This is a genomic window from uncultured Marinobacter sp. (assembly GCF_947259545.1).
Classification (GTDB): Bacteria; Pseudomonadota; Gammaproteobacteria; order Pseudomonadales; family Oleiphilaceae; genus Marinobacter.
On record NZ_CAMYMK010000002.1, the window covers coordinates 1011493 to 1035986 of the forward strand.

At 58.3% G+C, this 24494-nt stretch carries 17 protein-coding genes and 1 tRNA gene; 8 read left to right on the forward strand and 10 right to left on the reverse strand.

All coding sequences use genetic code 11. The annotated features are described in order from the left end of the window. Window positions 1-163: 163 nt before the first annotated feature. Window positions 164-1507: an acetyl-CoA C-acetyltransferase gene (locus Q0Y21_RS04780; protein WP_297792072.1), complete on the forward strand. Its 1344-nt coding sequence runs from the start codon at window positions 164-166 to the stop codon at window positions 1505-1507. Window positions 1508-1617: 110 nt separating this feature from the next. Beyond that, window positions 1618-1694: transfer RNA gene (locus Q0Y21_RS04785), tRNA-Met, on the forward strand. A 109-nt stretch (window positions 1695-1803) separates the two neighbouring features. Here Q0Y21_RS04785 and Q0Y21_RS04790 read toward each other — a convergent pair. From Q0Y21_RS04790 to Q0Y21_RS04810, 5 genes are all read right to left on the reverse strand, one after another. Beyond that, on the reverse strand, window positions 1804-4644 hold the full coding sequence (locus tag Q0Y21_RS04790) for an EAL domain-containing protein (RefSeq protein WP_297792074.1): 2841 nt from the start codon (window positions 4642-4644) through the stop codon (window positions 1804-1806). A gap of 18 nt (window positions 4645-4662) precedes the next feature. Further along, entirely contained in the window at window positions 4663-5913 is a 1251-nt protein-coding gene (locus Q0Y21_RS04795; protein ID WP_297792076.1) for a hypothetical protein, read from the reverse strand. Further along, window positions 5910-6365 (reverse strand): hypothetical protein, encoded by a 456-nt coding sequence (locus Q0Y21_RS04800; protein ID WP_297792077.1) that lies wholly within the window; start codon window positions 6363-6365, stop codon window positions 5910-5912. Before Q0Y21_RS04800 ends, Q0Y21_RS04795 begins: the two co-directional genes overlap by 4 nt. A 142-nt stretch (window positions 6366-6507) precedes the next feature. Further along, entirely contained in the window at window positions 6508-7890 is a 1383-nt protein-coding gene (locus Q0Y21_RS04805; protein ID WP_297792080.1) for an ATP-binding protein, read from the reverse strand. Then, the gene (locus Q0Y21_RS04810; protein ID WP_297792081.1) at window positions 7881-8573 is read right to left on the reverse strand and encodes a response regulator transcription factor; all 693 of its coding nucleotides are present in this window, start codon (window positions 8571-8573) and stop codon (window positions 7881-7883) included. The genes Q0Y21_RS04805 and Q0Y21_RS04810 overlap by 10 nt, the downstream gene beginning before the upstream one ends. A 140-nt stretch (window positions 8574-8713) precedes the next feature. Between Q0Y21_RS04810 and Q0Y21_RS04815 the strand changes: the two genes are divergently transcribed. Genes Q0Y21_RS04815 through Q0Y21_RS04830 form a run of 4 tightly spaced genes read left to right on the forward strand, consistent with a single transcriptional unit; the run spans window position 8714 to window position 12980 of the window. Then, the gene (locus Q0Y21_RS04815; protein WP_297792083.1) at window positions 8714-9433 is read left to right on the forward strand and encodes a thermostable hemolysin; all 720 of its coding nucleotides are present in this window, start codon (window positions 8714-8716) and stop codon (window positions 9431-9433) included. Next, on the forward strand, window positions 9417-11585 hold the full coding sequence (locus Q0Y21_RS04820; RefSeq protein WP_297792085.1) for an AMP-binding protein: 2169 nt from the start codon (window positions 9417-9419) through the stop codon (window positions 11583-11585). The genes Q0Y21_RS04815 and Q0Y21_RS04820 overlap by 17 nt, the downstream gene beginning before the upstream one ends. Further along, the gene (locus Q0Y21_RS04825) at window positions 11572-12351 is read left to right on the forward strand and encodes an SDR family oxidoreductase (protein ID WP_297792087.1); all 780 of its coding nucleotides are present in this window, start codon (window positions 11572-11574) and stop codon (window positions 12349-12351) included. Before Q0Y21_RS04820 ends, Q0Y21_RS04825 begins: the two co-directional genes overlap by 14 nt. Continuing rightward, the gene (locus tag Q0Y21_RS04830; RefSeq protein ID WP_297792089.1) at window positions 12351-12980 is read left to right on the forward strand and encodes a hypothetical protein; all 630 of its coding nucleotides are present in this window, start codon (window positions 12351-12353) and stop codon (window positions 12978-12980) included. Before Q0Y21_RS04825 ends, Q0Y21_RS04830 begins: the two co-directional genes overlap by 1 nt. Before the next feature lie 23 nt (window positions 12981-13003). Here the strand turns inward: Q0Y21_RS04830 and Q0Y21_RS04835 are convergent, their stop codons facing one another. The 4 genes from Q0Y21_RS04835 to Q0Y21_RS04850 are packed head-to-tail and all read right to left on the reverse strand — an operon-like array spanning window position 13004 to window position 18101. Continuing rightward, window positions 13004-14491, reverse strand: a complete 1488-nt coding sequence (locus Q0Y21_RS04835; RefSeq protein ID WP_297792091.1) for an amidase — start codon at window positions 14489-14491, stop codon at window positions 13004-13006. Between the two features lie 23 nt (window positions 14492-14514). After that, on the reverse strand, window positions 14515-15522 hold the full coding sequence (locus Q0Y21_RS04840; RefSeq protein ID WP_297792093.1) for a hypothetical protein: 1008 nt from the start codon (window positions 15520-15522) through the stop codon (window positions 14515-14517). 40 nt (window positions 15523-15562) lie between these two features. After that, window positions 15563-16771 (reverse strand): acyl-CoA dehydrogenase family protein, encoded by a 1209-nt coding sequence (locus tag Q0Y21_RS04845; protein ID WP_297792506.1) that lies wholly within the window; start codon window positions 16769-16771, stop codon window positions 15563-15565. A 25-nt stretch (window positions 16772-16796) separates the two neighbouring features. Beyond that, window positions 16797-18101, reverse strand: coding sequence for an acyl-CoA dehydrogenase family protein (locus Q0Y21_RS04850; protein WP_297792095.1), 1305 nt, complete (start codon window positions 18099-18101; stop codon window positions 16797-16799). A 200-nt stretch (window positions 18102-18301) separates the two neighbouring features. On the opposite strand from Q0Y21_RS04850, the gene Q0Y21_RS04855 reads away from it, so the two are divergent. Together Q0Y21_RS04855 and Q0Y21_RS04860 are read left to right on the forward strand one after the other, a co-directional pair. After that, window positions 18302-20050, forward strand: coding sequence for an autotransporter assembly complex family protein (locus tag Q0Y21_RS04855; protein ID WP_297792097.1), 1749 nt, complete (start codon window positions 18302-18304; stop codon window positions 20048-20050). Next, window positions 20047-23772, forward strand: coding sequence for a translocation/assembly module TamB domain-containing protein (locus tag Q0Y21_RS04860; RefSeq protein ID WP_297792098.1), 3726 nt, complete (start codon window positions 20047-20049; stop codon window positions 23770-23772). The genes Q0Y21_RS04855 and Q0Y21_RS04860 overlap by 4 nt, the downstream gene beginning before the upstream one ends. Here Q0Y21_RS04860 and Q0Y21_RS04865 read toward each other — a convergent pair. Continuing rightward, entirely contained in the window at window positions 23769-24455 is a 687-nt protein-coding gene (locus tag Q0Y21_RS04865) for an SIMPL domain-containing protein (protein ID WP_297792100.1), read from the reverse strand. The two genes, Q0Y21_RS04860 and Q0Y21_RS04865, sit on opposite strands and share 4 nt — an antisense overlap. Between the last annotated feature and the right edge of the window lie 39 nt (window positions 24456-24494).

The window sequence follows — 24494 nt, forward strand, 5'->3', positions numbered from 1 at the left end:
CCGTGTTCAATGGTTTTTAGTCGTTGTACAGGTTAAGGATTCAGGCGACATTTGGATTGACTCAATGCCCTGACCGGATTGTCAGGCATGCCAATGAGCCAGACCCCGTTAGCGCTAGACTGCTTCGCAATGGATACACTCGTTGTTAATACAGGATCACATCATGGCACAGGCACAGAAAACCACACAGAAGAAAACCACGTCGACCACCCGAAAGCCAAAGGCCAAGGCGCCGGCCGGCGTTCGCCGCGTTGCGGTCATCGGTGGTAACCGGATTCCCTTTGCCCGTTCCAACACGGCCTACAGCAAGATCAGCAACCAGGAACTGCTGACTTCGGCGCTGCGAGGACTGGTGGACCGTTACGGCCTGCAGGGCCAGCGTATGGGAGAGGTGGTTGCCGGTGCGGTGATCAAGCATTCCCGCGATTTCAACCTGACCCGCGAATCTGTACTCAGTTCCGGCCTGGCACCGGAGACTTCCGCCTATGATATCCAGCAGGCGTGTGGTACCGGTCTGGAGGCTGCGATCCTGGTGGCTAACAAGATTGCCCTGGGGCAGATTGAATGCGGCATAGCCGGAGGCACTGACACCACCTCCGACGCACCGATTGGGGTGGGTGAAGGTCTGCGTGAAATTCTTCTCGACCTGAACCGCGCCAAAACCGCCAAGGAAAGACTGAAGATTCTGGGCCGCTTCCGTCCGGGTCATCTGGTGCCGGAAATTCCGGAGAACGGTGAGCCCCGCACTGGTATGTCCATGGGCGATCACTGTCAGGTGACGGCCCATGAGTGGAATATTCCCCGCGATGAACAGGATCAACTGGCCTTTGAAAGCCATCAGAAGCTGGCCAAGGCCTATGAAGAGGGCTTCTTCGATGACCTGATCACCCCGCTGGCGGGACTCGACAAGGACAACATCCTGCGTCCGGACACCACGCTGGAGAAGCTGGCGAGCCTCAAGCCTTGCTTCGATCGCGAAAACGGCACCATGACCGCCGCCAACAGCACCGCGCTGACCGATGGCGCCTCCTGTGTGCTGCTGGCCAGTGAAGAGTGGGCCAAGGCCAATAACCTGGAAGTGCAGGCTTACCTGACCTTCTCCGAAGTGGCTGCCGTAGATTTCGTGGACAAGAAAGAAGGCCTGCTGATGGCGCCAGCCTACGCCGTGCCGCGGATGCTGGAGAAAGCCGGGCTGACCCTGCAGGATTTCGATTTCTACGAAATTCATGAGGCGTTTGCCGCACAGGTGCTGTCCACCCTGAAAGCCTGGGAAGACCCTGCCTTCTGCAAGGACCGTCTGGGCCTGGACAAGCCGCTGGGCAGCATTGACCGCAGCAAGATGAACATCAAGGGCAGCAGCCTGGCAACCGGCCACCCGTTTGCCGCTACCGGTGGGCGTATTGTGGCAACACTGGCGAAACTGCTTGAGCAGAAAGGCAGTGGCCGTGGCCTGATTTCCATCTGTGCTGCCGGTGGTCAGGGCGTGACTGCAATCCTGGAGCGGTAAGTTTCGGGACTGTTTGAAAAAAACTGAACATTCCCTTTGACAGACGCGGGTGCGCCCCTTATCATGCGCACCTCGTTGATCGGGGGTTCCCCGGTAAACAACCAGTTTGATGCGGGGTGGAGCAGTCTGGTAGCTCGTCGGGCTCATAACCCGAAGGTCGTTGGTTCGAATCCAGCCCCCGCTACCACTTTAAGAAAAGCCGGTCTTTGACCGGCTTTTCTTGTTTCTGCAGGGCGCTTTTGAGTCACCAACGTTCTATCGGCACTGCGTGCCGCTTTGTTGGCGCCGCGAACGGCTTAATCGCATTCGCTCCCCGCCACCATTTCGGAAAGATAGGGTGAAGGCTTGCCAATGTAATAACCCTGGGCATAGCCGACACCCAGTTCCTCAAGTTTCTTCAGCGTTTCAGCATCCTCGACAAATTCCGCAATGGTGTGCATGCCAAAAGCGCTGACCATCTTGGTCAGACTTTCCACGAATACCTGATTATCCGGATTACCTGGCAGGTTCAGAATGTAAGAGCCGTCCAGTTTCACGTAGCTCAGAGGCAGTTTTTTCAGGTAGCTGAAAGAGGAGAAACCAACGCCAAAGTCGTCGAGGGCAACCAGGACGCCCGCCTTACTAACGCGCTCCAGGTTTGTCAGTACCATCTGGAAGTTCTCGATATAGGCGGTTTCTGTCAGCTCGATCACGATCCGGCGCGGATCTACCTGGTATTTGTGCACCACCTCCATAAGGATGTCAGGGAAGCTGGCGGACTGGAGTGTCGGGGCTGATATGTTGATCGAGAGACTGAATTGGTTCTCGTCCTGTCCTGTCGTGGCCAGTTGTTGGATGGCTCGCTCCAAAACCCATTCGTCGACAAGCCGGATCAAACCCATGCGCTCTGCAGCAGGAATGAAATCGCTGGGGTATACCGCATTACCCTCCGTGTCTTTCAGTCTGAGCAATACTTCATAGTGACTGACTGTCTGGCTCTCGATGCGGAAGATCGGCTGATAATTAAGCTGGAACAGGTCATCCCGTTTCAATGCCTGCTTTAGCACCGAGGTCAGGTCATGGTCGCGACGGATGGCAGCGAGGTCGCTGCTGGCGGGGTCAAAAATCTGCCATTGCCCATCCCCGTTTTTCTTTGCCTGATACATGGCCATATCGGCGTGGACGATAAGCTCCTGATCGGTCGTTCCATGGTCGGGCATCAGAGCTGCGCCAAGACTGACACTGTACTCAACGTAGCGCCCCTCACCTGAAAGCGGAACACTCCCATTGAGTTGTCGGGACAGCTTTTCCATTACCTTTTCGAGCTGCTGAACGTCTATGCCCGGTAACAGAATGGTAAACTCGTCGCCCGCAAGACGACAGATCGAGTCGCTCGACCTGACGCTGGAGCGCAGCAAATCAGCAATCTGAATCAGCACGCTGTCACCCACGGCGTGGCCGTACAGGTCATTAATCTGCTTGAAACGATTGACGTCGATAAACACGATGGCGCCGTATGTCTGCGTATCCAGCATCTTCTGCAGATCGTGCTGAAACCCCCGGCGGTTGCCGATACCGGTCAGGGGGTCATTGTTGGCAAGCCATTCCAGCGCTTCTTCATCACGCTTACGCTGAGTCAGATCAAAGCCAATCGCCAGAATGATGTTCCGCCCTTTTTCGTCTTCCAGCAGAGAACAGGTCCAGTCTATGTAGATGGGCAGTCCCTGGTCATTGGCGAACTCAACATCGAACTGGATAACCTTGTATTGAGCGTCTTTCAGTTGATTGATCCGGTCAAGAAAGGCTGCTTTGCTCTTCTGTGACATAAACAGATCGGTGAAATGCGTGACAGGCCGCTGGAATTCTTTCTCAAACTGGGTGTTGGTGGTCAGTATGGTGCCATCCAGCTTCTGGGTGACGATGAACAGATGAGAGCTATCGATGAGCCGCTCCAGAAAAGCGCGGGAGCGTGAAATAATAGCAACCTGTTCCTGGAGCGACTGGTTTTTTTCCTCCACTTCGACGTGCAGTTTTTCGAGTTCGTGGGTGACGAAGCGGATGCTCTTTTCAAGGAGAGACAGCTCATCCCGGAAATAACCCGGGTGCGGCCGCACCGTGTCGCGGGCTTCCCGGTATTGATGTTTGGGTAGCAGGTTCAGGGCTTCGACCACCGAAAACAGCCGGCGTAGCGGGCTGAGCATCAACAGTAGCAGAACCAGCTCTGAAACAACGAGGGCAGAACCGCCGATCAGAAAACTGATTTTTACCGAGTTGACCAGGCTGTTGTGTTGTTGGGTCTCATCGCTGACGACAACCAAATCGGGTCTGTGTCCGTATACCGGGTAGTCCTGCAGCTTCAGCTGATTCAACAGCAGCTTTCGGGTTTCGAACTCCGATGCGCCGTCCCCGCCGATATCCCTGAACAGTAGGGTTTGCTGGATGTTTTGAAGCTGGGCGAGCGTGTCCTGAAAACGGCTGGCCGCCCAAAGTCGCCGATCCCAGCTTTCCAGTGTCCGGTCATCACCCGTTTCGGCTTCTGTCGCCGCGAGAGTCGGCAACAACACCGCCAGATCGTTGCCGGAGACCTGCTGGAAGCGCTGCAGGATATCAGCCATATTCTGACCCGTGAGGATCAGGGCCTCGGAGCCGTTGCTCATCACAAAGGGCTCAATGACAAACTGTGAGCAACCCAGGTTACAGAAGATGAATGACCGGGGGGCCTGCGGACCATCTGTCTGCATGGCACTGGCAATAGCATCTGTCAGCAGTTGCTGGTTCTGGAAGAGAACGTTACTGAACGCTGAAGCCCTTAAGGTCCCGTCCATGGCATAGATGCCGATGTAATCGAGCCCGGTGTTGATGTTGAGCTGAACCCATGCGTTCTGGAAATCCTGCTCATAAGAAGCGGAAGATCCGGCTTCATCGGTGGCCTGGATTTCCGGCATTCTGGCCACAAGCTGGGAGAGTTGTGACAGGTGCAGGAAATTGTCGTGCAGTAATTGACTAAGTATCAGTTGTTGACGGGTGTGAAGACTGTCTACTCGGCTGTCGTAGGTGCTGATCGTCTTGTAGATGTGCTGAGCGACCCAGGTTCCGGTCAACAGGGTCATAACAAGGCTCAGGAATATAACGGCTTTCCACTTCAGACTCAGGAACATGCTCGGTTACCCAACGGATCAGAACTGGTAATTCAGTGAGAGAACATAGTAATTCCAGTGCTTCTTGATCTGGTTGTTTTCGATCCCCCGGAAAGTGGGTAACCACGTCGTTCCTTCATTAAAGCTGGCCTGACCCAGAACGAACCAGCTATCCGCGAACATCCATTTCCCTCCCACAGTCCAGCCTTTTCCGAATCCCCGGTGAGGATTATAGTCCAGGGCTGTGCCACTGCCTGAACGGTCGTCGGTGTCCCGATAAAATTCTTCGTAACGGGTAAACCACGAGGTTTGAATTGTCGCCAGCCATTCCAGCTGAAGGTAATAACCCTCAGCCGTATTACTGCCGGAAGAACTGATACCCGCTAATTCCACTTCGGAATCGCTTTCCAGATTCAGGTACTCTGCGGTGATGATCCAGTTCTGCAGGCTGTACTGCGCGGACAGGATGGCAAACAGGCTGTCGGATTCCCCGCCGGTAACGTAGCGCTGCGGGTTGGCAAGAAGATCGCCCGATGGGGCATTCATCAGCGCACTCCGGGCTTCAGAAACCGACTGGGTGTCCTCCAGTTCGATCTCCAGGTCAACCAGGCTGAGGCCGAGCCTCAGATTTCTCTGGAAGGCCGGTACCAGGTTGATATTCAGGAGTCTGATCGGAACGTCATCTACCTCGCCCTTTGTCAGGGGGCTCCCGAAGGTAAAGTACTCAAAGTCTTCGCTATCGATACCCCGTCGACCGGCAGCGAGCTCCCACGTGATCAAATTGTCGCCAAGCACTGTCGACCCGTAAAAGTTAACGCCGTCAAGTGCCAGTAGAGTATCCCGGAATGAAGGGAAGTAGATGGAGTCGGGCACGTTGAAGCCGGGACGGGCGGATGGGATGTCCCGAATAGCATTGTAGAATCCGATGTTGTTCTTCACTCGGCCAGCTCGCACGCCAAGGGACGTGTACTGGCCACTGAACAACAGGTAATCGGCCAGAAGGAAGTCGACTCTGACGTCGCCATCGTCTGCCTTGTCCTGTTGCCGGCTCAGGATCTGGCCGGCCAGCCGGAGCTCCGGCGAAATCTCGTGGAACGCATTCAAGCCGATTTCGCGAAACTTCAGCGAGCCATTACGGGCATCTGTCCCCGCATACGGATTGTCCGGACTGTAGAGGTAAGACTGGTTGATAAAGCCATGAATCTGGGTCGAGTCACTCAGGTCAATGGCAACGGCGTGCTGGCTGATGGCCAGTGTGACAAGCAGGACGCCCTGTGACAGTTTCTTCATGGCTGAACCTCTTCCAACAGCTTCACCCCGTCCGCAGGGTAATCACTCGATACGTAACCGATAGCGCCAGAGTTGCTCCGCATCATGTTCAGCATGTCATCCTCTGAACTTACTACCGTTGGAGGTTTGCCGGTGCCTGTGAACAACATGCGGTTCCAGATGCGGTCGAGTTGGTGGGGCTGGATTCTTAGGCGCTCAATCACGAATTCGCGATGCAGGTTATTGCTGTTTGGCAAGCTATAGACCTGAATGGCTTGTCCATTCGGCCACTTTCTGACCTGCATTGCGAATATCTGGTTCAGGTAGGTGAAATCAAGCGTGGCGACACTGACATCGTTGTTGAGCAGGATCTTGGTCTCCGGCAGCGCGGGCTGACTTGCCAGTAGTAGGCCCCATAGGGCCAGCACTCGGAGCCCCAGAGACACACAGAGTGGTCGGGTCACTGCATTCATGTGCAAGCGTCGCCCTGTCGAATAAACCGTTGTTGTTTTACTTCAATGTAGTTGAATATTTCCTTAGATCCCGAAATCTTCCGGTTTTTTTGTGTTTTTCCTGTGAACGCTTAAGCCCGGTGGGCGGGATGAGATCAAAGAGTCATTCAGGAAGCCAGATGCTGACGCACAGGCCGTGCTGACCATCCTCGCGATCCAAGAGGTTGAGTTCGCCTCCGTGCAACTCGGCAATTCTCCGGGCAATTGCCAGGCCCAGGCCGGCTCCGGAGCCCAGCCGCTGATCCAGTCTGGAAAAGCGCCCAAGGGCATTCTCACGACTGGCTTCGGGTATCCCTGGACCCTGGTCACAGACCAGGATCCGGAATCCGTTATCACGACGCTGAAGATGAGTGTCCACACAGGTGCCCGTCGGACTGTACTGGATGGCATTGGCCAGGACGGATCGCATCAGCGTATTGATCAATGCTGCCTGACAACGGATCGTGGCATGTCCGGTTTGGTCTTCCAGCGATGGCTCTATCTGCTTTTGCAGGGCCAGCGGGGACACATCGGCGATACTCTGTGTGACGATGTCAGACAGATTATGGTTTTCGGGATTGAAGCCTGCGCCAGAGTCGACCCGGCTCAGCAACAACAACTGCTCGACCAGATGTACCATCCGGTCTACTGCCGTCGTCAGTTCACTGAACTCGCCGGGGTATTTTTCGTCGATTTTCTCCAGATTAAGGCGCAGCGCGGTCAGAGGTGTGCGCAGCTCGTGAGCGGCATCGGCAGAGAATCTCCGTTCCCGTTCCAGCGCATCATCAAGCCGTTTCAGCAAACCATTGACCGCTCCAACCAGACCGGTAACCTCTTTTGGCGCATGCTGGGTATCCAGAGGATGTATGCTCTCAGGCGCCATATGACGAATCGGCTGCTCGAGTTTGCGCAAGGGACGGAAGCCCACCTGGATCGCAAAGGCCACGGCAATGAAGAGCAGTGGCAGTGTGACCAGCAATGGCAGGATATTGCTCAGGGCAAGTTCCTGGCTGAGCTCCTGGCGAATATCTTCACGCTGGGCTGTGCGAATCCAGTAACCTGTTTTCGGATCCTGAATAGTAAACGTACGCCACTGAAAACCGGTGGCTTCAGACCAGGCGTAACCGGGAGTCAGAGCCTGGTCGTCATTGGCGGACAGGGTGTCCAGGACAGGTCTTCCCTCGGCGGTCCAGACCTCAAAGGCCAGCTTTTTCTCATACTTGTGGCCAGAACCGCCGGGAAGGATTTCGTCATAGTCTCCCTCCTCGAGCGCCCCCTCCGGCAACTGCAGGGTTTCGGTAAGTATGCCGGCCAGCGTTTCCGATGACTGGGTGGTGGCGAGGTGCTGCACCAGCCCCTGAACCACGCGGGTACTCTGGGCAATTTCCGCATCGAACAGCTCTTCGAGTTCGTGATTGCTTTCTATATAGCTCCAGATAGCGGCAATCGAAGCAATCAGCGTGACGGTGGATGCTACCAGCAGTATCAGGGTGCGGGTCAGGGACATTCCGGATCTCCGCAGGTGGTCGCTTGTTGGCTGTCCAGCATATAGCCCACACCGCGTATGGTGCGGATCACGGTTTTGCCCAGGCGCCGCCGCAGGTGATGGATATGAACCTCCAGGGCATTGCTTTCCGCGCCATGGTCCCAGCCATACAGCTGCTCTTCCAGCCGGCGCCTCGTGGCCACCTGATCCGGATGACGCATCAGGTAGTGAAGTATTTGCAGTTCACTCCTGGGAAGAGTGATGGTCTGCTCACCGAGAGTCAGTTGGCCTGACTCCGGATTCAGGGTGATCCCTCCGACGGACAAACCGGCGGTGTCCGCAGATGTGCCCCGGCGGGTAATGGCCCGGATTCGGGCCTTGAGTTCAGCCATTGCGAACGGCTTGGTCAGGTAATCGTCCGCACCGGCATCCAGCCCCCGAAGCTTATCCTCCAGCTCTGACCGGGCCGTAAGGATAATGATCGGGGTTCGTATGCCTTTTTTGCGGGAGCGCTCAAGCACTTCGAGGCCATCTAGACGGGGCAGTGTGAGGTCGAGTATGGCCAGGTCAAAGTGCTCCCCAGACAGCGCATTGAGCGCCTGCTGTCCGTCATCCAGCCAGTCCACCGTATGCTGCTCATCCCGCAGCATGGTGAGCATGGTATTGGCCAGCATGTGATCGTCTTCTACTAGCAGAATACGCATCCGGTTTTTCTCTGTCGTTATCTGATACCGCGACATTCTGGCACAGAAACCTTAACGCGGGCTTAAGAAAAGTTCCCCTGCGGGTTAAGCCAGTCTTAAGTATTGCCCCTTAGTCTGAATGCCAGTCAGGGAGGTAACTTATGACCGAATTATTAACCATGCCCGCGAGTCTGGATCTCACGTCCGCCGATGTGAAACCGGTGGTGTCTTGTGGCCGTCGCTACCTGTGTGAGTTACGCCCGGGAAGCGCTTCGGAGCAACTGGCGGCCGATTTCATTCGAAGGCGTTTTAACCAGGCCTACGGTGCCAGGCCGACACTGCATATGCCGCCTTTGCTGGCGCTTATCTCCGAGCACGGTACGTTGCTGGCCGCCGTTGGCGTTCGTTGCGCCGCTGCCGAGCCGTTGTTTTTGGAAAACTATCTGGATCAGCCGGTTGAGAAGTGTGTACCGCAGCGCAACGTCGGACGGAGGTCGGTGGTGGAAATTGCCCACCTTGCGGGTGTCGAGACCGGTATCAGCCGTCCGCTATTTGCAGCGCTGGCGGTTTGGCTGCAACGGGCAGGTCTGCAGTGGGTGGCGTGCACCGGAACGACCCAGTTGCGAAATGGATTCGGTCATATCGGAATTCAGGTGTCAGACCTTGGTGTAGCCGATCCCGATCGTCTGGGCGGTGCGGGTCTGGACTGGGGCACCTACTACGACAATCAGCCAAGGGTGCTGGTCATCAATGTCAACCAGGGCGTTGAGAGTCTGAAGGCCTGTGGCCTGCTCCGTCATGTCCGGTTCATTGAGACCGGTGTGGCGGGAATGCTGGAATCCTGTCGGACTGAGGGCGATGGCTATGGCAAACTTGCCTGATCTGTTTCGCAACGTCGTTGCGAGACACCCTGATGCCACTGCGCTGGTATCCGGATCCCTCCGGTATTCCTTCCATTCCCTGTTCGCGGCAGTGGCTAAAGTTGCTGAGCGGCTGCGCCATCAGCAAGTCTCACGTGTCGGGTTGTGCGGTGATAACTCAGCAGCGTGGGTAATAGCGGATCTGGCGTGCCTGGAGGCCGGTGTTGTCTGTGTACCCGTGCCGCCCTTTTTTTCCCCTCAGCAGCGGGAACACCTGATTCGGCAGGCGGGGCTGCAGGCATTGTTGTGGTCCGAAGATTCGGCAGGGCAGCAATCGCTTGGCTATGGGATCGGTATAACGGGGTTGAGCGATGCATCGGACCCTGTCGGTTTGCCTGAAAGCACAGCAAAAATCACCTTCACATCCGGCAGTACCGGCACTCCAAAAGGCGTGTGCCTGTCCCAGGCTCACCTGGCGGCAACGGTGCTGTCGCTCAGGCAGCGGCTGGAGGCAAACGGAGGCCAATATCATCTGTGCCTCTTGCCGCTGGCCACTTTGCTGGAGAATGTGGCGGGGCTCTATCTGCCACTGCTGATGGGCTCTGTGGTCCGGGTTGAGCCGCTGGCGTCACTGGGTATGGCTGGTAGTAGCGGGGTTGACGCACAACGCCTGGCGATGGCGTTAAACAGCTGGCAACCCGAGTCGCTGATTCTGGTGCCGGAGCTGGCCAGACTGCTTGCCGGACTGGCTGAACATGGTGTGCTCGCCACGGGCGGTTTCCGCTTCCTGGCGGTTGGCGGCGGAAAAGTCGCTCCCGATCTGCTAGACCGGGCGCGGGCACTTCGTTTGCCTCTGTTTGAGGGGTATGGCCTGTCCGAATGTGGCTCCGTCGTCGCATTGAATACCCCGGACAATGATCGGCCCGGAACGGTTGGCCTTCCCCTGAACCATGTTGAGGTTCGTGTTGATTCACAGCGACGCATTCTGGTTCGCGGCAACACCCATCTTGGCTATCTTGGTGAGTCCGGCCCGCAGGATGAATGGCTGGATACCGGGGATCTGGGAAGTGTATCTGCGGACGGATTCCTGACGGTAGACGGCCGTTCGAAAAACCTTCTGATCACCAGTTTTGGTCGTAACATCAGTCCCGAGTGGCTCGAAAGTGAACTGGTCGAAGCCCTGGGGGTACAGCGGGCCGTGGCGGTTGGCGACGGCGACGCCCAGCCCAGTGCGCTGATTGTTGCGTCCTCCGGGCAATCATCGGAACAGATAGCAGTAGCGTGTCGCGAGCTGAATGACCGCCTGCCGGACTACGCCCGTTTGTCATCTCTTTATCGGCTTCATTCCCCATTGTCTGCCAGCAACGGTCATCTGACCACTAATGGCCGGCTCATCAGGCATCACATTCAATCTGACTTACCCCATCTGATCGCCAACAGCGACTTGATCGAACTAACCCAGCCAGGAGGACGTACCATGGCATTTTTTGACCGGCTGCAGGCCGAAACCGCACAAGCGCGAACCCACGTAACCAGCGCCCCTGTTATTCAGGCGGTTCAGCAAGGACGGATGACCCTTGAAGGTTACACCTGGTTTCTGACCCAGGCCTTCCACCACGTAAAGCACACGGTTCCTCTGATGATGGCGTGCGGTGGCCGACTGCCAGAGAGACTGGAAGACGTTCGCAAGGCCCTGGTGGAGTACATTGATGAGGAGTACGGCCACCACGAATGGATCCTCAATGATCTACAGGCCTGCGGTGAGGACCGCGAAGAGCGCCGCGCCAGTCAGCCGGATCTTTCCATTGAACTCATGGTGGCTTATCTCTATCACCAGATTGACCGGGGCAATCCGGCCGCCTTTTTCGGCATGGTCCAGGTGCTCGAGGGCACCTCCATCGAGCTGGCGACACCGCTGGCGCGCCAGATCCAGGAACAGTTGCAGCTACCGGATCAGGCGTTCAGTTACCTGTATTCCCATGGTGAACTGGATCAGGATCATTTCGAATTCTTCCGCGATCTGATGAACAACATCACGGACCCCGCGGATCAGCAGGCAATCATCGACTCTGCACGGGTTGTGTATCGATTGTACGGGGATATGTTGCACGGTATTCCGTTGGCTTCTGCGACTACGACACGGCAGGAGGCGTCCGATCATGCAATTGCGTAACCGTCGCTTCCTGTTGCTGGGTGGAACCGGGGGCATTGGCCAGTCGCTGATGCAGGCTCTGCTGGCAGAAGGCGCCTTGTTATTGGTGGCGTCACGTCAGCCCGAGAGCCTGCAGCTACCGGAAGGTGCTTCCGGGGTGAAGCTGGATCTGGCCGCTGCGGATCTGGATCAGCAACTCCAGGCTATTACCGACACCTGGCCAGACATCTATGGTGTTATCCATAGCGCGGGACAGAACCAGTTTGCCGGTCTCTCCCGGACGCCGGTGTCTGCCATTGACGGCCAACTGGCGGTCAACCTGCGTAGCCCTATGCTGGTGGCGCGTCATTTTGCGCCCCGCTTTGCGACAGGGGGTGAGGGTGCTCTGGTGTTTGTTGGCTCGACCTTCGGCAGTATCGGCTTCCCTGGTTATACCGCCTACTGCGCGACCAAATTCGGTCTGCGGGGATTCACCGAGGCTTTGCGAAGGGAGTTGGCGGACACATCCGTTCAGGTGGTCTACGTCGCCCCCCGCGCCACGGCCACAGCGATGAACCCGCAGGTGGTCAATCAGCTCAACCAGGCCCTTGGTAACGCCGTGGATTCACCGGAAAGGGTCGCCCAGCGCATCGTCAAGGCCATGACCCGTGACCAGCGTCGCTGCTTTATGGGGTGGCCGGAAAGGTTGTTTGTGGTGATCAACGGTGTGCTGCCTCGACTGGTGGACAGGGCGCTTTTCAAACAACTGCCGGTGATCCGGCGATTTCTTGAGTCAGGAGTATCGTAATGAGAACTATCAGTCTGTTACTGGCCCTGCTGCTGGCGATGCCGGTATGGGCGGGAAGCCTGGAGTCTGACCTTGTCCGCGTTCAGCAGCGCTGGGCCGAGATTCAGTATCAGGTGCCCGGGGACGACAAAGCCGACGCTTTCGAAGCGTTGGCGAAAGAGACGGAAGTGTTCGTGGGTGACTACCCGGATCGTGCCGAACCGCGCATCTGGCGAGCCATTGTGTTGAGTACCTGGGCCGGAGAAAAGGGCGGTTTCGGTGCGCTGAGTCTGGTCAAAGATGCCCGAAGTCAGCTTGAGAAAGCACTTGAAATCGACGACGCTGCGCTGGATGGATCGGCCTATACCTCGCTGGGTTCACTGTATTATCAGGTGCCGGGATGGCCGCTGGCCTTTGGGGATGATGACAAGGCACGTCGTTATCTGCAGAAAGCATTGTCACTCAATCCCGATGGGATCGATCCGAACTTTTTCTTTGGTGACTACCTGCTGGAGCAGGGGGAAAAGGCCCGCGCCCGGCAATACCTGGAGCGGGCCCTGGCCGCCCCGGCTCGTGTGGGACGGGAGCTCGCAGACCAGGGCCGCAGGGAGGAAATCCGGGCACGATTGGCGCGCCTGTCGAACTCCTGATGGGGGGAGGCCAACAGTGCTGGTCAGAATCCCGGTGGCGGGCTAAAGCCCGCCAATCCCTCTTTTTCCAGCATTTCAGCAAAACGAATCGTGGTCAGATCTTTCCCGGGGGCACCAATCACCTGCACATTAAACGGTAGCCCTTCCTTACTGCGCCCGACGGGAACCGATGTGGCAGGCAGGCCGAGCAGTGTGGCAAAGGCTATCCAGCAGAACTGGTCCATGTAAGCCCTGGGCTGGCCAGCGACGGCAATGCGGCGTTTGAAAACCGGATGACTGTGGTCGTGGCGAATCGCGGTGGTAGGTGTGATGGGGGTGAGTAGCACATCGAATTCTTCGAACAGCCCATCAATTTCAGCCCGCATTTTTTCCCGCGTTTCACTCACGGCAATCCACTGGTGTATCGGTTGGTTCACGCCGCGTCCGTATTCACCAATAAAGGGCGTGAGTGGGCCCAGTAATTTCAGCCACCTCTCCAGTCGCGCCACCCAGAGCATTTGCCGTCTTTGAGCGGGCTTGAGAGAGGTGCTCAACAGGCTTCCCAACAAGTTGAAGTAGGGCGGCAGGATATGTTCCAGGTTAAGTAATGGGTGTCTGGCTTCGGCAACCAGAGCGCCCCGCTTTTCCAGTTCTTGGCCAAGTTTGCGGTAACCCTTGGTCAGCTCGTCCTCGACCGGGCAGAGGGGGTCTTCCAGCCAGAGTCCCACGCGGGCCTGATCCAGTGAGGTGAGCGTCGGGGGCGCCATCTCTACTGACCAGCTACGGGCTTCCAGGGGCGTGGGGCCGGCGATCACGTTAAGCAGCAGGGCCAAATCCCGGGCGGTGCGGGCCAGCGGCCCACCTTCGGCCAGATCCGGGCGGGACTGTGTACCGGGCGGCCCCGGAATATGGCCCCGGAAGGACACCAGTGCTCGGGTTGGCTTGTGGCCGAATACGCCACAGAAGTGCGCCGGTGTGCGGATGGAACCCGCAAGGTCGCTACCTACTTCCAGCGGTGTCATGCCCGCGGCCAGTGCGGCAGCAGCTCCGCCGGATGAACCACCGGGAGTGTGATCGCGGTTAAAGGGGTTGGTGGTCACACCAAACAGCTTGTTGTAGCTCTGCAGGTCGGTGGCGTAGATCGGCACGTTGGTCTTGCCAAGGATGATGGCGCCGGCGTCTTCCAGACGCTGAATCACATCGGCATGGTGTTGCGGGCGATGGTCCCTGAGCGCCGGGGCGCCTGCGGTGCAGGTCATGCCCGCGACTTCCCAGGTGTCCTTCACGGTCAAAGGCAGGCCGTGCAGAGGGCCAAGGGGGGAGCCGGAGGCGCGTTTTTCGTCCGCTGCCCGGGCTCTCTTCAGCGCTTGCTTCTCATCCAGGGTCACCACGGCATTGATGGTGTCATTGTGGTCCCGGATCTGATTCAGGAAGTGTTGTGTCACGGCCTCACTGGTGAGCGTGCCGTTGCTGAGTTCCTGTACAAGCTCGTGGGCTGGCCGGTAGTGCAGGGCCTGTTGTGCTGTTGGCATGGATCTCGACTCTTTTACTGTTGTTATGGCAGTTCTTCGCGCCAGTGTTTGACTCGTACCTGGGTTTTGATCGCATCCAGAATTTCCAGGATCAGGTCGATCAACGCTTCGTTTGCAGCGGCCTCTGTCCGTGCATCGGCAGGATCGGGCATGAATACGTTGATGATGTCTTCAATGAAGGCGTGGTTGGACGCGGATGCGAGGTCCTCAAGGATCTGGTGAATAACGTTGGCGACGATATCGCCAACCGCTTCCTCCAAGGTTTCCTGGATGGTGGGCCCGACCACCGGCAGATATTTCAGCCGGGACAGCTCAAGGTTTTGCTTGAGCGCGCTGTCCACCCGATCTTCCAGGTAGCTCCGCAGCGCCCCCCGGTTGGGTACATAACCTTCCTGCGCGGCCTGGGCCACCCGTTCGGAAATCCAGTCGGTCAGCATGTCCCGGCGTGGAAACACAATGTCCTGCTGAATACGTTCGAACAGCGGAGAACCCCGCTTCACCTCCTGCTGCACGCCGGACAGAACCTTGAGAACGATGCGGTCCGACAGCTCTTCCATGAATGCCTCATAGTAGAAATTGACGAACTGGTAGACGCGCATGCTGGTGACATCGATGATCTTGTACTGGTGCAACCGGTAGATAATGGAAATAACCCGCAGTATCCGCAGGAAGCGGAAACTGCCCACCGGGATGCAGCCCACCAGGTCATACCAGTGGATGAAGGGGTAAAAGTACCAGCGGTCGTAGACACTGGCCTTCACGGCGTACCCCCAGCGCAGGAAAAATTCGGTGAGGAAGATGCCGACGAAGATCAGGTCGTAGAACAGGAAGTTTTCATGGATCGGTTCGTAAAGGCCATGAAAGCCGGGCGTATGTTCCGCGAAAAAGCCTTCGATGGCGCTGAAGGCGTACACGGAATCAAAAATGATCAGGGTCAGATTGGCGATGAGCAGGCCCAGCATCAGGAAGTCGATGATGAGCCAGATCGTCTGGTGACTGGACTTGAGATTTTCGCGGTTGATTTTCAGCATTCAGGTGCCTGAATTCCTGTGAATTTTCCCACAGGTTAGCCTATTTCAACTCAGCGGACGACTTCCCAAGCAACCGGCGGGCGATGATCAGCAACTGAATTTGCTGGGTGCCCTCGAAAATATCGAGAATTTTCGAGTCGCGGGCCCATTTCTCAAGCAATTCCGTTTCGCCATAACCGAGACTGCTGCACAGTTCCACGCAGCGCAGGGTAATGGCGTTGCCGACACGTCCGGCCTTGGCCTTTGCCATGGAGGCTTCCTTGGAGTTAGGCAGACCGTTATCGGCCATCCAGGCGGCTCGCAAGGTGAGCAGCCGGGCGGCTTCGAGCTCCGCCTCGAGCAGATGGAGTTCGCGGGTTACTGCAGGCTGGGTCCAGGTCTGAGAGCGGTAGTTGAGGTCGATCCCCGCCCGTTCCACAATTTCACGGGTGCGCTCAAGCGCGGCACGGGCGACGCCTATCGCCATGCCAGCGACCACCGGACGGGTGTTGTCAAAGGTCTGCATGGCGCCGGCAAATCCTTTGCTGACGCTGACTTCGGGATCGCCCAGCAGATTCTCTTTCGGTACACGACAGTTTTCGAAGCGGATGGCAGCGGTATCCGAAGCCCGAATGCCTAGCTTCTTTTCCAGGCGTTCTACCGTCATACCGGGGGTGCCTTTTTCCACCACAAAGGACTTGATGGCGGCACGCCCCTTGTTGCGGTCAAGGCTGGCCCAGACCACAACGGCGTTCGCCCGTTCACCGGCCGTCACGTAGATTTTCTCGCCATTGATGACGTAGTGGTCGCCGCTCTCGGTTGCCGTGGTGCGAATGGCGGCAGAATCTGAGCCTGCCCCGGGCTCGGTGATAGCCATGGCGGCCCAGGCATCGCCCAGACGGGTCAGTTGCTCTTCGTTGGCAACGGCGGCAATGGCGGAGTTGCCCAGTCCCTGGCGGGGAATGGACAGGGCCAGGCCCACATCGCCCCAGCACAGCTCGGTCAGCCCCAGCACGGTTTTCATGTTGGTGCCGTTGCGGTTACCGTCTTTGCCGTTGCCATCAGAGCGGGCCAGTTTGCCGGCACCGGCACCACCATCCGGGGCGCCTTCATTCATGCCGTCCATAATGGAGGCAAACATGTCCAGTTCCTTGGGGTAAGCGTGCTCCGCCCGGTCGTATTTCCGGGAAATGGGGCGGAAGACTTCCTGCGCGACCTGCCGGGCCTGGTGAACAATCGGGGAGAATTTCTTCGGTATTTCCAGGTTCATGGTGATACTCCAGTGCTGTTCGGACTCAGGCGTGGACGCCGCCGGTGTGGGTGGCGACAGAGCGCAGGTCGCGATACCAGCGCTCAACCGGATGTTCTTTTACGAAGCCGTGGCCACCAAGCAGTTGGACACCGTTGGTGCCGATTTCCATGGCTTTCTCGCTACACAGGAGTCTGGCCAGACTGGCTTCCCGGTGGAATGTCTGCTCGGTCTCCGCGCGGCTGGCAGCGCGCCAGGCAAGCATGCGCATGCTGTCGGTTTCGATGGCCAGGTTGCTTATCATGAATGCCACGGATTGACGGTTGCTGATCGGCTCACCGAACGCAACCCGCTCGTTGCAGTAGGGAATGACGTAATCCAGCACGGCCTGGGAGGTACCGATAGCCAGGCCGCAGCGCAGCATGGCCCCGAGATCCAGAAAGGCCTGGTAATCGAAGTCGTCATCGCCCAGCAGGGCTTCAGCGGACACCTCAACATTGTTCAGGGTCAGGGTGACTGGCTGCGCGGATCGCAATCCCATGGTGGGATCGGCTGCGTGCTCCATGCCTGCGGTGCCGGCCTCGACAATAAACAGGCGCGGCTGGCCTTTCAGCGCCGCGGCGATCAGCAGCAGATCACTCTGGGCGCCCAGGACGACGCCGTTCTTGCAGCCATTCAGCCGGTATCCACTGGCGGTAGGTTCGGCGATGGTATTCAGGTCAAGGGGGTCAAACAATGCCCTTGGTTCATCAATGGCAATGGTGGCGACGGGCGGTTGTTCGTCGCAGAAGGCCGGCAGATACCGGGATTGTTGTTCGCCTGTGCCCCAGTGGGTAATGGCCTGGGCAACGCTGAAGGGGGCCAGCAGGGCGATCGCCAGCCCCATGTCGCCCCACGCCAGTTGTTCTGCGATCAGTACGCTGGTGACCGGGGAGCGGGTTTCCGCCACACCACCAAACTCTGCTGGCACAGCGTAGAGGGTTAATCCCAGTTCCGCAGTGGCGTCGAAAACGTCGGCCGGTAGCGCACCTGCCTCATCGGCCTCGGCTGCGGCTGGTCTCAGGGTGTCCCGGGCCAATCGGTGGAGGCTGTCGACAATCATCTGCTGGTCGTCATCCAGCGTAAGATCAAATAATGCTGGTGCAGTTTTTCCCGGCAGGCGTTTTTTAGGCAACCAGTTAGTGACCCGCTTGAATTCGCGGCCGGCGAGGGCAATGGTTCGAAAACCAACCCGGGTACCGTGATAGGCGGTTCTTTCGGTGGCCGTGCGCAGGCCAAAACGGTCCAGTAAAGGGTTCGCCGCAAGGCGGTTCATCATGGACAGGGCCAGTCCGATGGGATCCCTGGTCATCGTCAGTCTCCTTTGGAGGCGCGCGGGAATACGGCGCTCCTGTTACTATCAGATAGTTGTTATTGAATAGAGTCTGGGCTGATCATGGGCGCGTCGGCTCCGGTAGCCATTGGCAAAAGGCGCGTTGCTGGTGGTCGGTCTGGTCAATTCACCAGACTCGGCACCTTCTTTACTTCATCAAAAAGACGATTCATAAACGGATGTTCTCACTCTGCAGACAAATTCGATTTCCAGGCGCCCTGTTGTGGTGTTTGTTGTGGGTATTGCCAGGGCACGCCACTCAGGTGGTGGTGAATGTCGAGGGCGACTACCCAGCCCTGGAGGACAATGCAGAAGTCTTTATCGGTGACGTTGAGGGACGAAGCGCCGACAACCTGCGCCGTTACGTCAGTACTGCAAAAAAACAGGTCCAGGAGGCCCTCAAAGCCCTTGGATACTACAGTCCCCTTATTGAGTGGGAGGTAGTGGAAGGAGAGGGGGAAGACGGACTTGCTCAACTGACGTTAACGGTGATCCCCGGCGAGCCGGTTCGTATTGCCTCGCGGGAGGTCGTGATTGAAGGCCCGGCGGCAGAAGACGACAGTTTTCAGGCTGCCATACCAATGTCCCCTTCAAAGGGGGATGTGCTCAATCATGGTGAATACACCACTCTGAGACAATCCATCCAGAATCGGGCTCGTGTAATGGGTTATTTTGATGGTGAGTTTGTCAGCCGAACATTGAAAGTGGATCCAGAGAAAAGAACCGCGGCCATCTCTATTCGTTTCCGCAGCGGAGAGCGTTATCGCCTGGGGGACGTGGATTTTCCGGAGGGTCATGGTTTCGAAACCAGCTTGCTGGACAAGTTTGTGACGTTTGACCCCGGTCAGCCCTATCACGCGGATGAAATTGCCAGGCTCAGTCGGGATCTGTCTAACAGTGGTTACTTTTCCGGGGTGGATATTGATGCATCGCCTGGCAGTGCCCGGGATCGGGTGATCCCGGTGACGGTTAACCTGACGACGCGTCCGCCCCGATCCGTTGCCGCAGGCGTGGGTTTTTCCACGGATGTTGGTCCGCGCTTGCGCGGCAACTGGCGCGAACACTGGATCAACCTCATGGGGCATCGGAGAGGTGTGGAAACGGAATTGTCCGGCCCGCGCCAGAACCTCACTACCTGGTATGAGCTGCCACTCGACCCGCCGATGACGGACTCCATACGTCTTGGTGCCGGGTATCAGCGCGAAGATATTGAGGATGTGGAATCCGAACGTCTCACTCTTGGCCAGCAGTGGCAGCACCAGCTGGACTCGGGGTGGATGCAGGTGGCCTCCCTGAGCTGGGAAGGCGAACGCTTCCGTATTGGTGATGGCGAACGGGAACAGAGTAGCCTGTTGCTGCCAGGGGTGAGCTATTCGAAGTTGAATGCCAACTCGCCACTGGACCCTTCCAGGGGGTATCGGATTCAGTTCGATGTGAAGGGTGCGCACCGTGAAGTCTTGTCGGACGCCGATATTCTCCATGTGAATTTTCTGGTCCGGGGCCTGTACACTCTGGCCGATAACCACCGCTTTCTCGCACGTTTCCAGGCGGGCGGCGTGGCGACAAACCGGTTCGACGACGTGCCGCCATCGCTGCGTTTCTTTGCCGGTGGTGACCAGAGTGTTCGCGGTTATGGCTACGAAACTCTGTCGCCGAAAGATGACGATGGTGTGGCCGTTGGTGGACGTTACCTGATGGTCGGCAGTGTCGAATACCAGTACGAGTTCATCCAGAACTGGCGCGTGGCGGCCTTTGTGGATGAGGGTAACGCAATAGATGATGTGTTTGATCCATTGGCCACAGGGGCAGGCGTGGGCATACGCTGGGTGAGCCCGGTTGGCCCCTTACGCCTGGATATTGCCAAGGGCCTGGATGAAGAATTCGGTGGTGAATGGCGCGTTCACTTTTCCATGGGGCCCGAACTGTGACGGACGTGAAGCGAAAGCGGCGGAGCTGGCGGTTCTGGCTATTGCTCGCGCTGGGTATTCTGGTATTGCTGCCCATTGTGCTGGTAGCCGTTCTGCTACTGATCCTGCGTTCCGAGGTGGGGACGGCCTGGGCTCTCGACCAGATTCCGGGCTTGCAGACACAAGGGGATAAGGGTTCCCTGTTCGGCTATTGGCGAGCCGATTCCCTACGGTGGCAGGGCTATGGTGTCGGGGTGACCATTGAGGCCGTGGTGGTCGACTGGTCCCCTGGCTGCCTTTTGAGCAAGGAATTGTGCCTGGATACGCTCCATGCCGACGCCATCGACCTCAAACTGCAACCTTCCGATGAGCCGGAGGAGCCCAGAGGCGATATCAGCCTGCCCCTGGTCAACCTGCCGATCGGCCTGAAAATCGGCGATGTCCGCCTGGGCCTGTTTACCGTCAACGACGGCAAGGTCTGGGACTCGCTGGAAATAGAAGCGGGTGGCTCCGGAACCGACTGGGTTATAGACCGGGCAAACTACCGTCTGGATGATATCTCCGTAAACGCATCCGGGCGGCTGGGGACCCGCGGTGACTGGCCGCTCGATCTGGATGTGGATGTCTCTCTGCCGCCTCCCTATGGCGACGATTGGCAACTGGCGCTGAATCTGACGGGGAGCGCAAAGGATCTCAGGTTGTCCGGTCGCAGCAGCGGTTACCTCAGTGCTGGACTGGAGGGACGTGGGGCGCCACTGGACAGGCGTTTGCCACTTCGCCTGTCTCTCCGGTCGGAGTCGTTCCTGCCGCTGGATACCTTGCCATCAACCCTCACCCTGACCAACTGGCAGCTTTCTCTCGACGGTAGTCTGGAGAAGGGTTTTGCTACGCGCTCCACGATGACGTTACCGGGCACCGAAGGGGCGATAGCTACGTCGCTCCGGGGGATGCTGACCACCGCCGGCGCATCGGGCCTGGTGTTGGACATGGCTGGCCCCGGGGACGATGCAGGGCAGGGCACTCTCAAGATTGAGGGGGATGTGAGTTGGGATGAGGTCCTGACTGCAACCGCCGAGATCGGGTTGGAGGCATTCCCCTGGTACAGCCTGATTCCCGAATTTGACCCACCGCCGGTTTCCCTGCGGAGTTTGAATGGCGAGGTGTCTTACCGTGACAACAGTTACAACGCCAGGCTGGAAGCGGCAGTATCCGGCCCTCTGGGGGATGCGGATCTGAAGACGGCCCTGGAAGGCAATCTGGAAACGGTGTCCCTGAGCGACCTGGTAGTCAGCACCGGCGCGGGATCCCTCCAGGGCAATGCGGACGTTGATTTCGCTGGGCAGCTGGCGTGGCAGGCCGGCCTGACGCTTGATCAATTCAACCCGGGCTTTTGGGTTCCAGTGCTCCAGGCCAGTCTGAACGGTGACCTGAACAGCCAGGGGCAACTGGCGGACGATGGGTTGCCGGATATGACGGCCGACTGGGATATTTCCGGCACCTGGCAGGAGGAGCCCGCCGTTACCCAAGGCGAGTTGCAAGCCTCGGGCGGCACCTGGGACGTACCCGATCTGAACCTCGAAGTGGGTGAGAATCGTATCAATGGCAGCGGTCGCTGGGGTTCCGAAATTGCCGGTAACCTCGACATCCGCGTGCCCGAGCCGGAGATTCTACTGCCCGGGTTGGCGGGCGAACTGGTTGCGTCACTGGTGGTGCGGGGGACTCCAAAGGATCCCCAGGGGGACCTGTCGGTAACTGCAAACGATCTGGTCTGGCAGGATGACGTGACGATTGCTATGGCTGAGCTCGAAGCCAGTCTGCGCAGTGGTTTTGCTTTGAACGCCAAGGCGACGGCGGAGGATGTCCGTGCCGGGGATCAGCGCCTGGAGCGGCTGGAGCTGGGCCTGTCAGGGACACAGCAGGCGCACCGGCTGACGATCCGGGCGCTCCACGACGAAGCTGATCTCGCCCTTGCCCTGGCGGGGGGCGCCGGTGATGCCTGGGACAGCTGGCGTGGGTCTCTGAACAGCGGGGAGATCAAGCTGCCGGGGCCGTCCCAGGTCTGGACCCTCGACCAGCCTGCGGAACTCGACTACAGCAAGGACGGTACGCTGACCTTCGGAGCTCATTGCTGGCGTTGGCAGGAGAGTTCCGTCTGTGCCGGGGATCAGACTCTGATGCCAAGCCCGCAGCTCGCCTATCAGATAAATAACTTCCCTTCCAAGGCTCTGGCGTCGCTGCTGCCGGAAACCCTCCGTTGGGATGCGCGGATCAACGCCGACGTTAAACTGGCAATGACCGATAACGGCCCGGATGGCACTGTTTCCCTGGATGCGGGGGCAGGGGAATTCGAGGTGCTGGTTCAGGAAGACTGGGAAACGCTGCGTCACGATAGCCTGACCGTGAGCGTTGATATGAAGCCTCAAATGGCGGACGTTGCTGTCCGGCTGGCGGGGCCGGAATTGGGAGAGTTTGCCCTGGATCTGTCGGTTGATCCGACCGCAGAAGAGCGAACCGTAGCCGGCGATTTCAAACTGGAGGGTCTGGATATTGCGCTGGCGGGTGTGGTGGCCGGCCTGGAGGAAGTCCAGGGTGAGGTGAATGGCCAAGGGCAGTTGTCCGGCCCCCTGATGAGACCGGCCATACAAGGCGAGATCGCCCTGACAGGGGGACGCTTCGTGGACCCTTCCTTGCCGATCCCGCTGGAAGATGTGGTGGTGGCGTTGACGTTGAACGGGTATTCCGCCGATCTGAGTGGGCGATGGAAGAGCAATGATCGCAGTGAGGGGAAGCTGACCGGTGAACTGGAGTGGGAGCGCGAGCCTGCCGTGGAAGTCACCGTCACCGGAAAACGCCTGCCGGTGACCTACGATCCCTATGCCCGGGTCGAAGTCGCACCGGATATTACTCTGGCATTCCGCGACGGAGCGTTGTCGGTGACCGGGCGGGTGGATGTGCCTCGGGGCGAGATTGAAGTGCGTACCCTGCCGGAGCAGGCAGTGTCGGTTTCCGAGGATGAAGTCATTGTCGGGGCCGATCAGGAGGAGCCCGCTGTCCGCTCACTGAATATGGACGTCACTGTGGTGGTGGGGGACGACGCGGTTACCTTCGCGGCTTTCGGTGTGACCGGGGAGCTCAAGGGGACGCTGCGGATTGGCAATGACATGGACACGCGAGGCGCCCTCCAGTTGGAGAACGGTCAGTATGAAGCCTATGGGCAGGAGCTGGAGCTGCGCCGGGCGCGAATTGTCTTTGTGGGGCCACTCACCCAGCCGTATCTGGACATCGAGGCAGTGCGTCGTGTGGATACCGTGGTCGCCGGCATTCGCCTCAGCGGACCGGTCCGCGAGCCGGAAACGGAAGTGTTCTCCGAGCCATCGATGCCCCAGAGCGATGCCTTGTCCTATGTGATACTCGGGCGTTCGCCCCAAAGCCGGGGCGATGAAGGACAAATGAGTCGGGCGGCGTTGTCTCTGGGGCTGACCCAGGCGAGCAAGGTCACTCAAGGGCTGGGAGACGAGCTCGGTATTCGCAACCTGGTTCTGGAAGCGGAAGGGACGGGGGATCAGGCGTCGGTGGTCGCCAGTGGTTACATCACCGACGAGCTGAGCCTGCGGTACGGAGTGGGGATCTTTGAGCCGATTACCACCGTGGCGCTGCGCTACGATCTGGGGCGCTACTTCTATCTGGAAGCAGCCAGTGGGCTGGCTGCTTCCCTCGACATCTTCTATACCCGGGATTTCTAGTCGAGCTGGAAGGTCGCGCTGACACTTGCCTGTAACTCCCGGGCCCCGACACTGGACACCACATCCGCTCCGGATCTGGCTTCCGCCATCATCATCGGGATCGGGCGGTGGCCGCCATTGACGCTGATATTAACCACGTCACCGCAGGACTGCTCCAGTTGACGGGCAACAAATTCGCAGCGGGATTTGGCATCCGCAATCGCCCGGGCCAGCGCCTCTTTTTGTAGTCCCGACTCATCGGAATGGTAAAAGCTGCCGGCACCGAGATGGTAGTCGAGCCCGAGTTTCTGGGCCTGCTCCAACAGCGGGTTAAGCAATGCAAGATCGTCAATGGTGAAGCTCACGGTTTGCGAGGCGACCGCCATTTTCTGGGGTTCCTGGCCCCGTTCCTGGACCGGCAGCGTTCGGGTGTAAAGATTGACGTTGGCGTCACTGTAATCGTTGAGTTGGTCGCGGTAAGTGCTGATGTTGTCGCGCCACTGGGCCATGACTTCATTGACCTTGTCCGATGCCCGGGCCGGCAGATTGTGTTCGGCGCTGGCCGTGAACTGCAGGCGGGCGCTGTCAGGGGTATATTTCACCGCGCCTTCTCCGCTCAGGCTGACTTCGCCTGCCTGGGCCGCCAGTGGTATCAGGGTTGCCGCCAGGCCAGGTAGCAGGTGTTTTTTCATCGTGTTTAGCATGGTCAGATCTCCGTTCTTTTTGCCGTTTGATATTCAGCG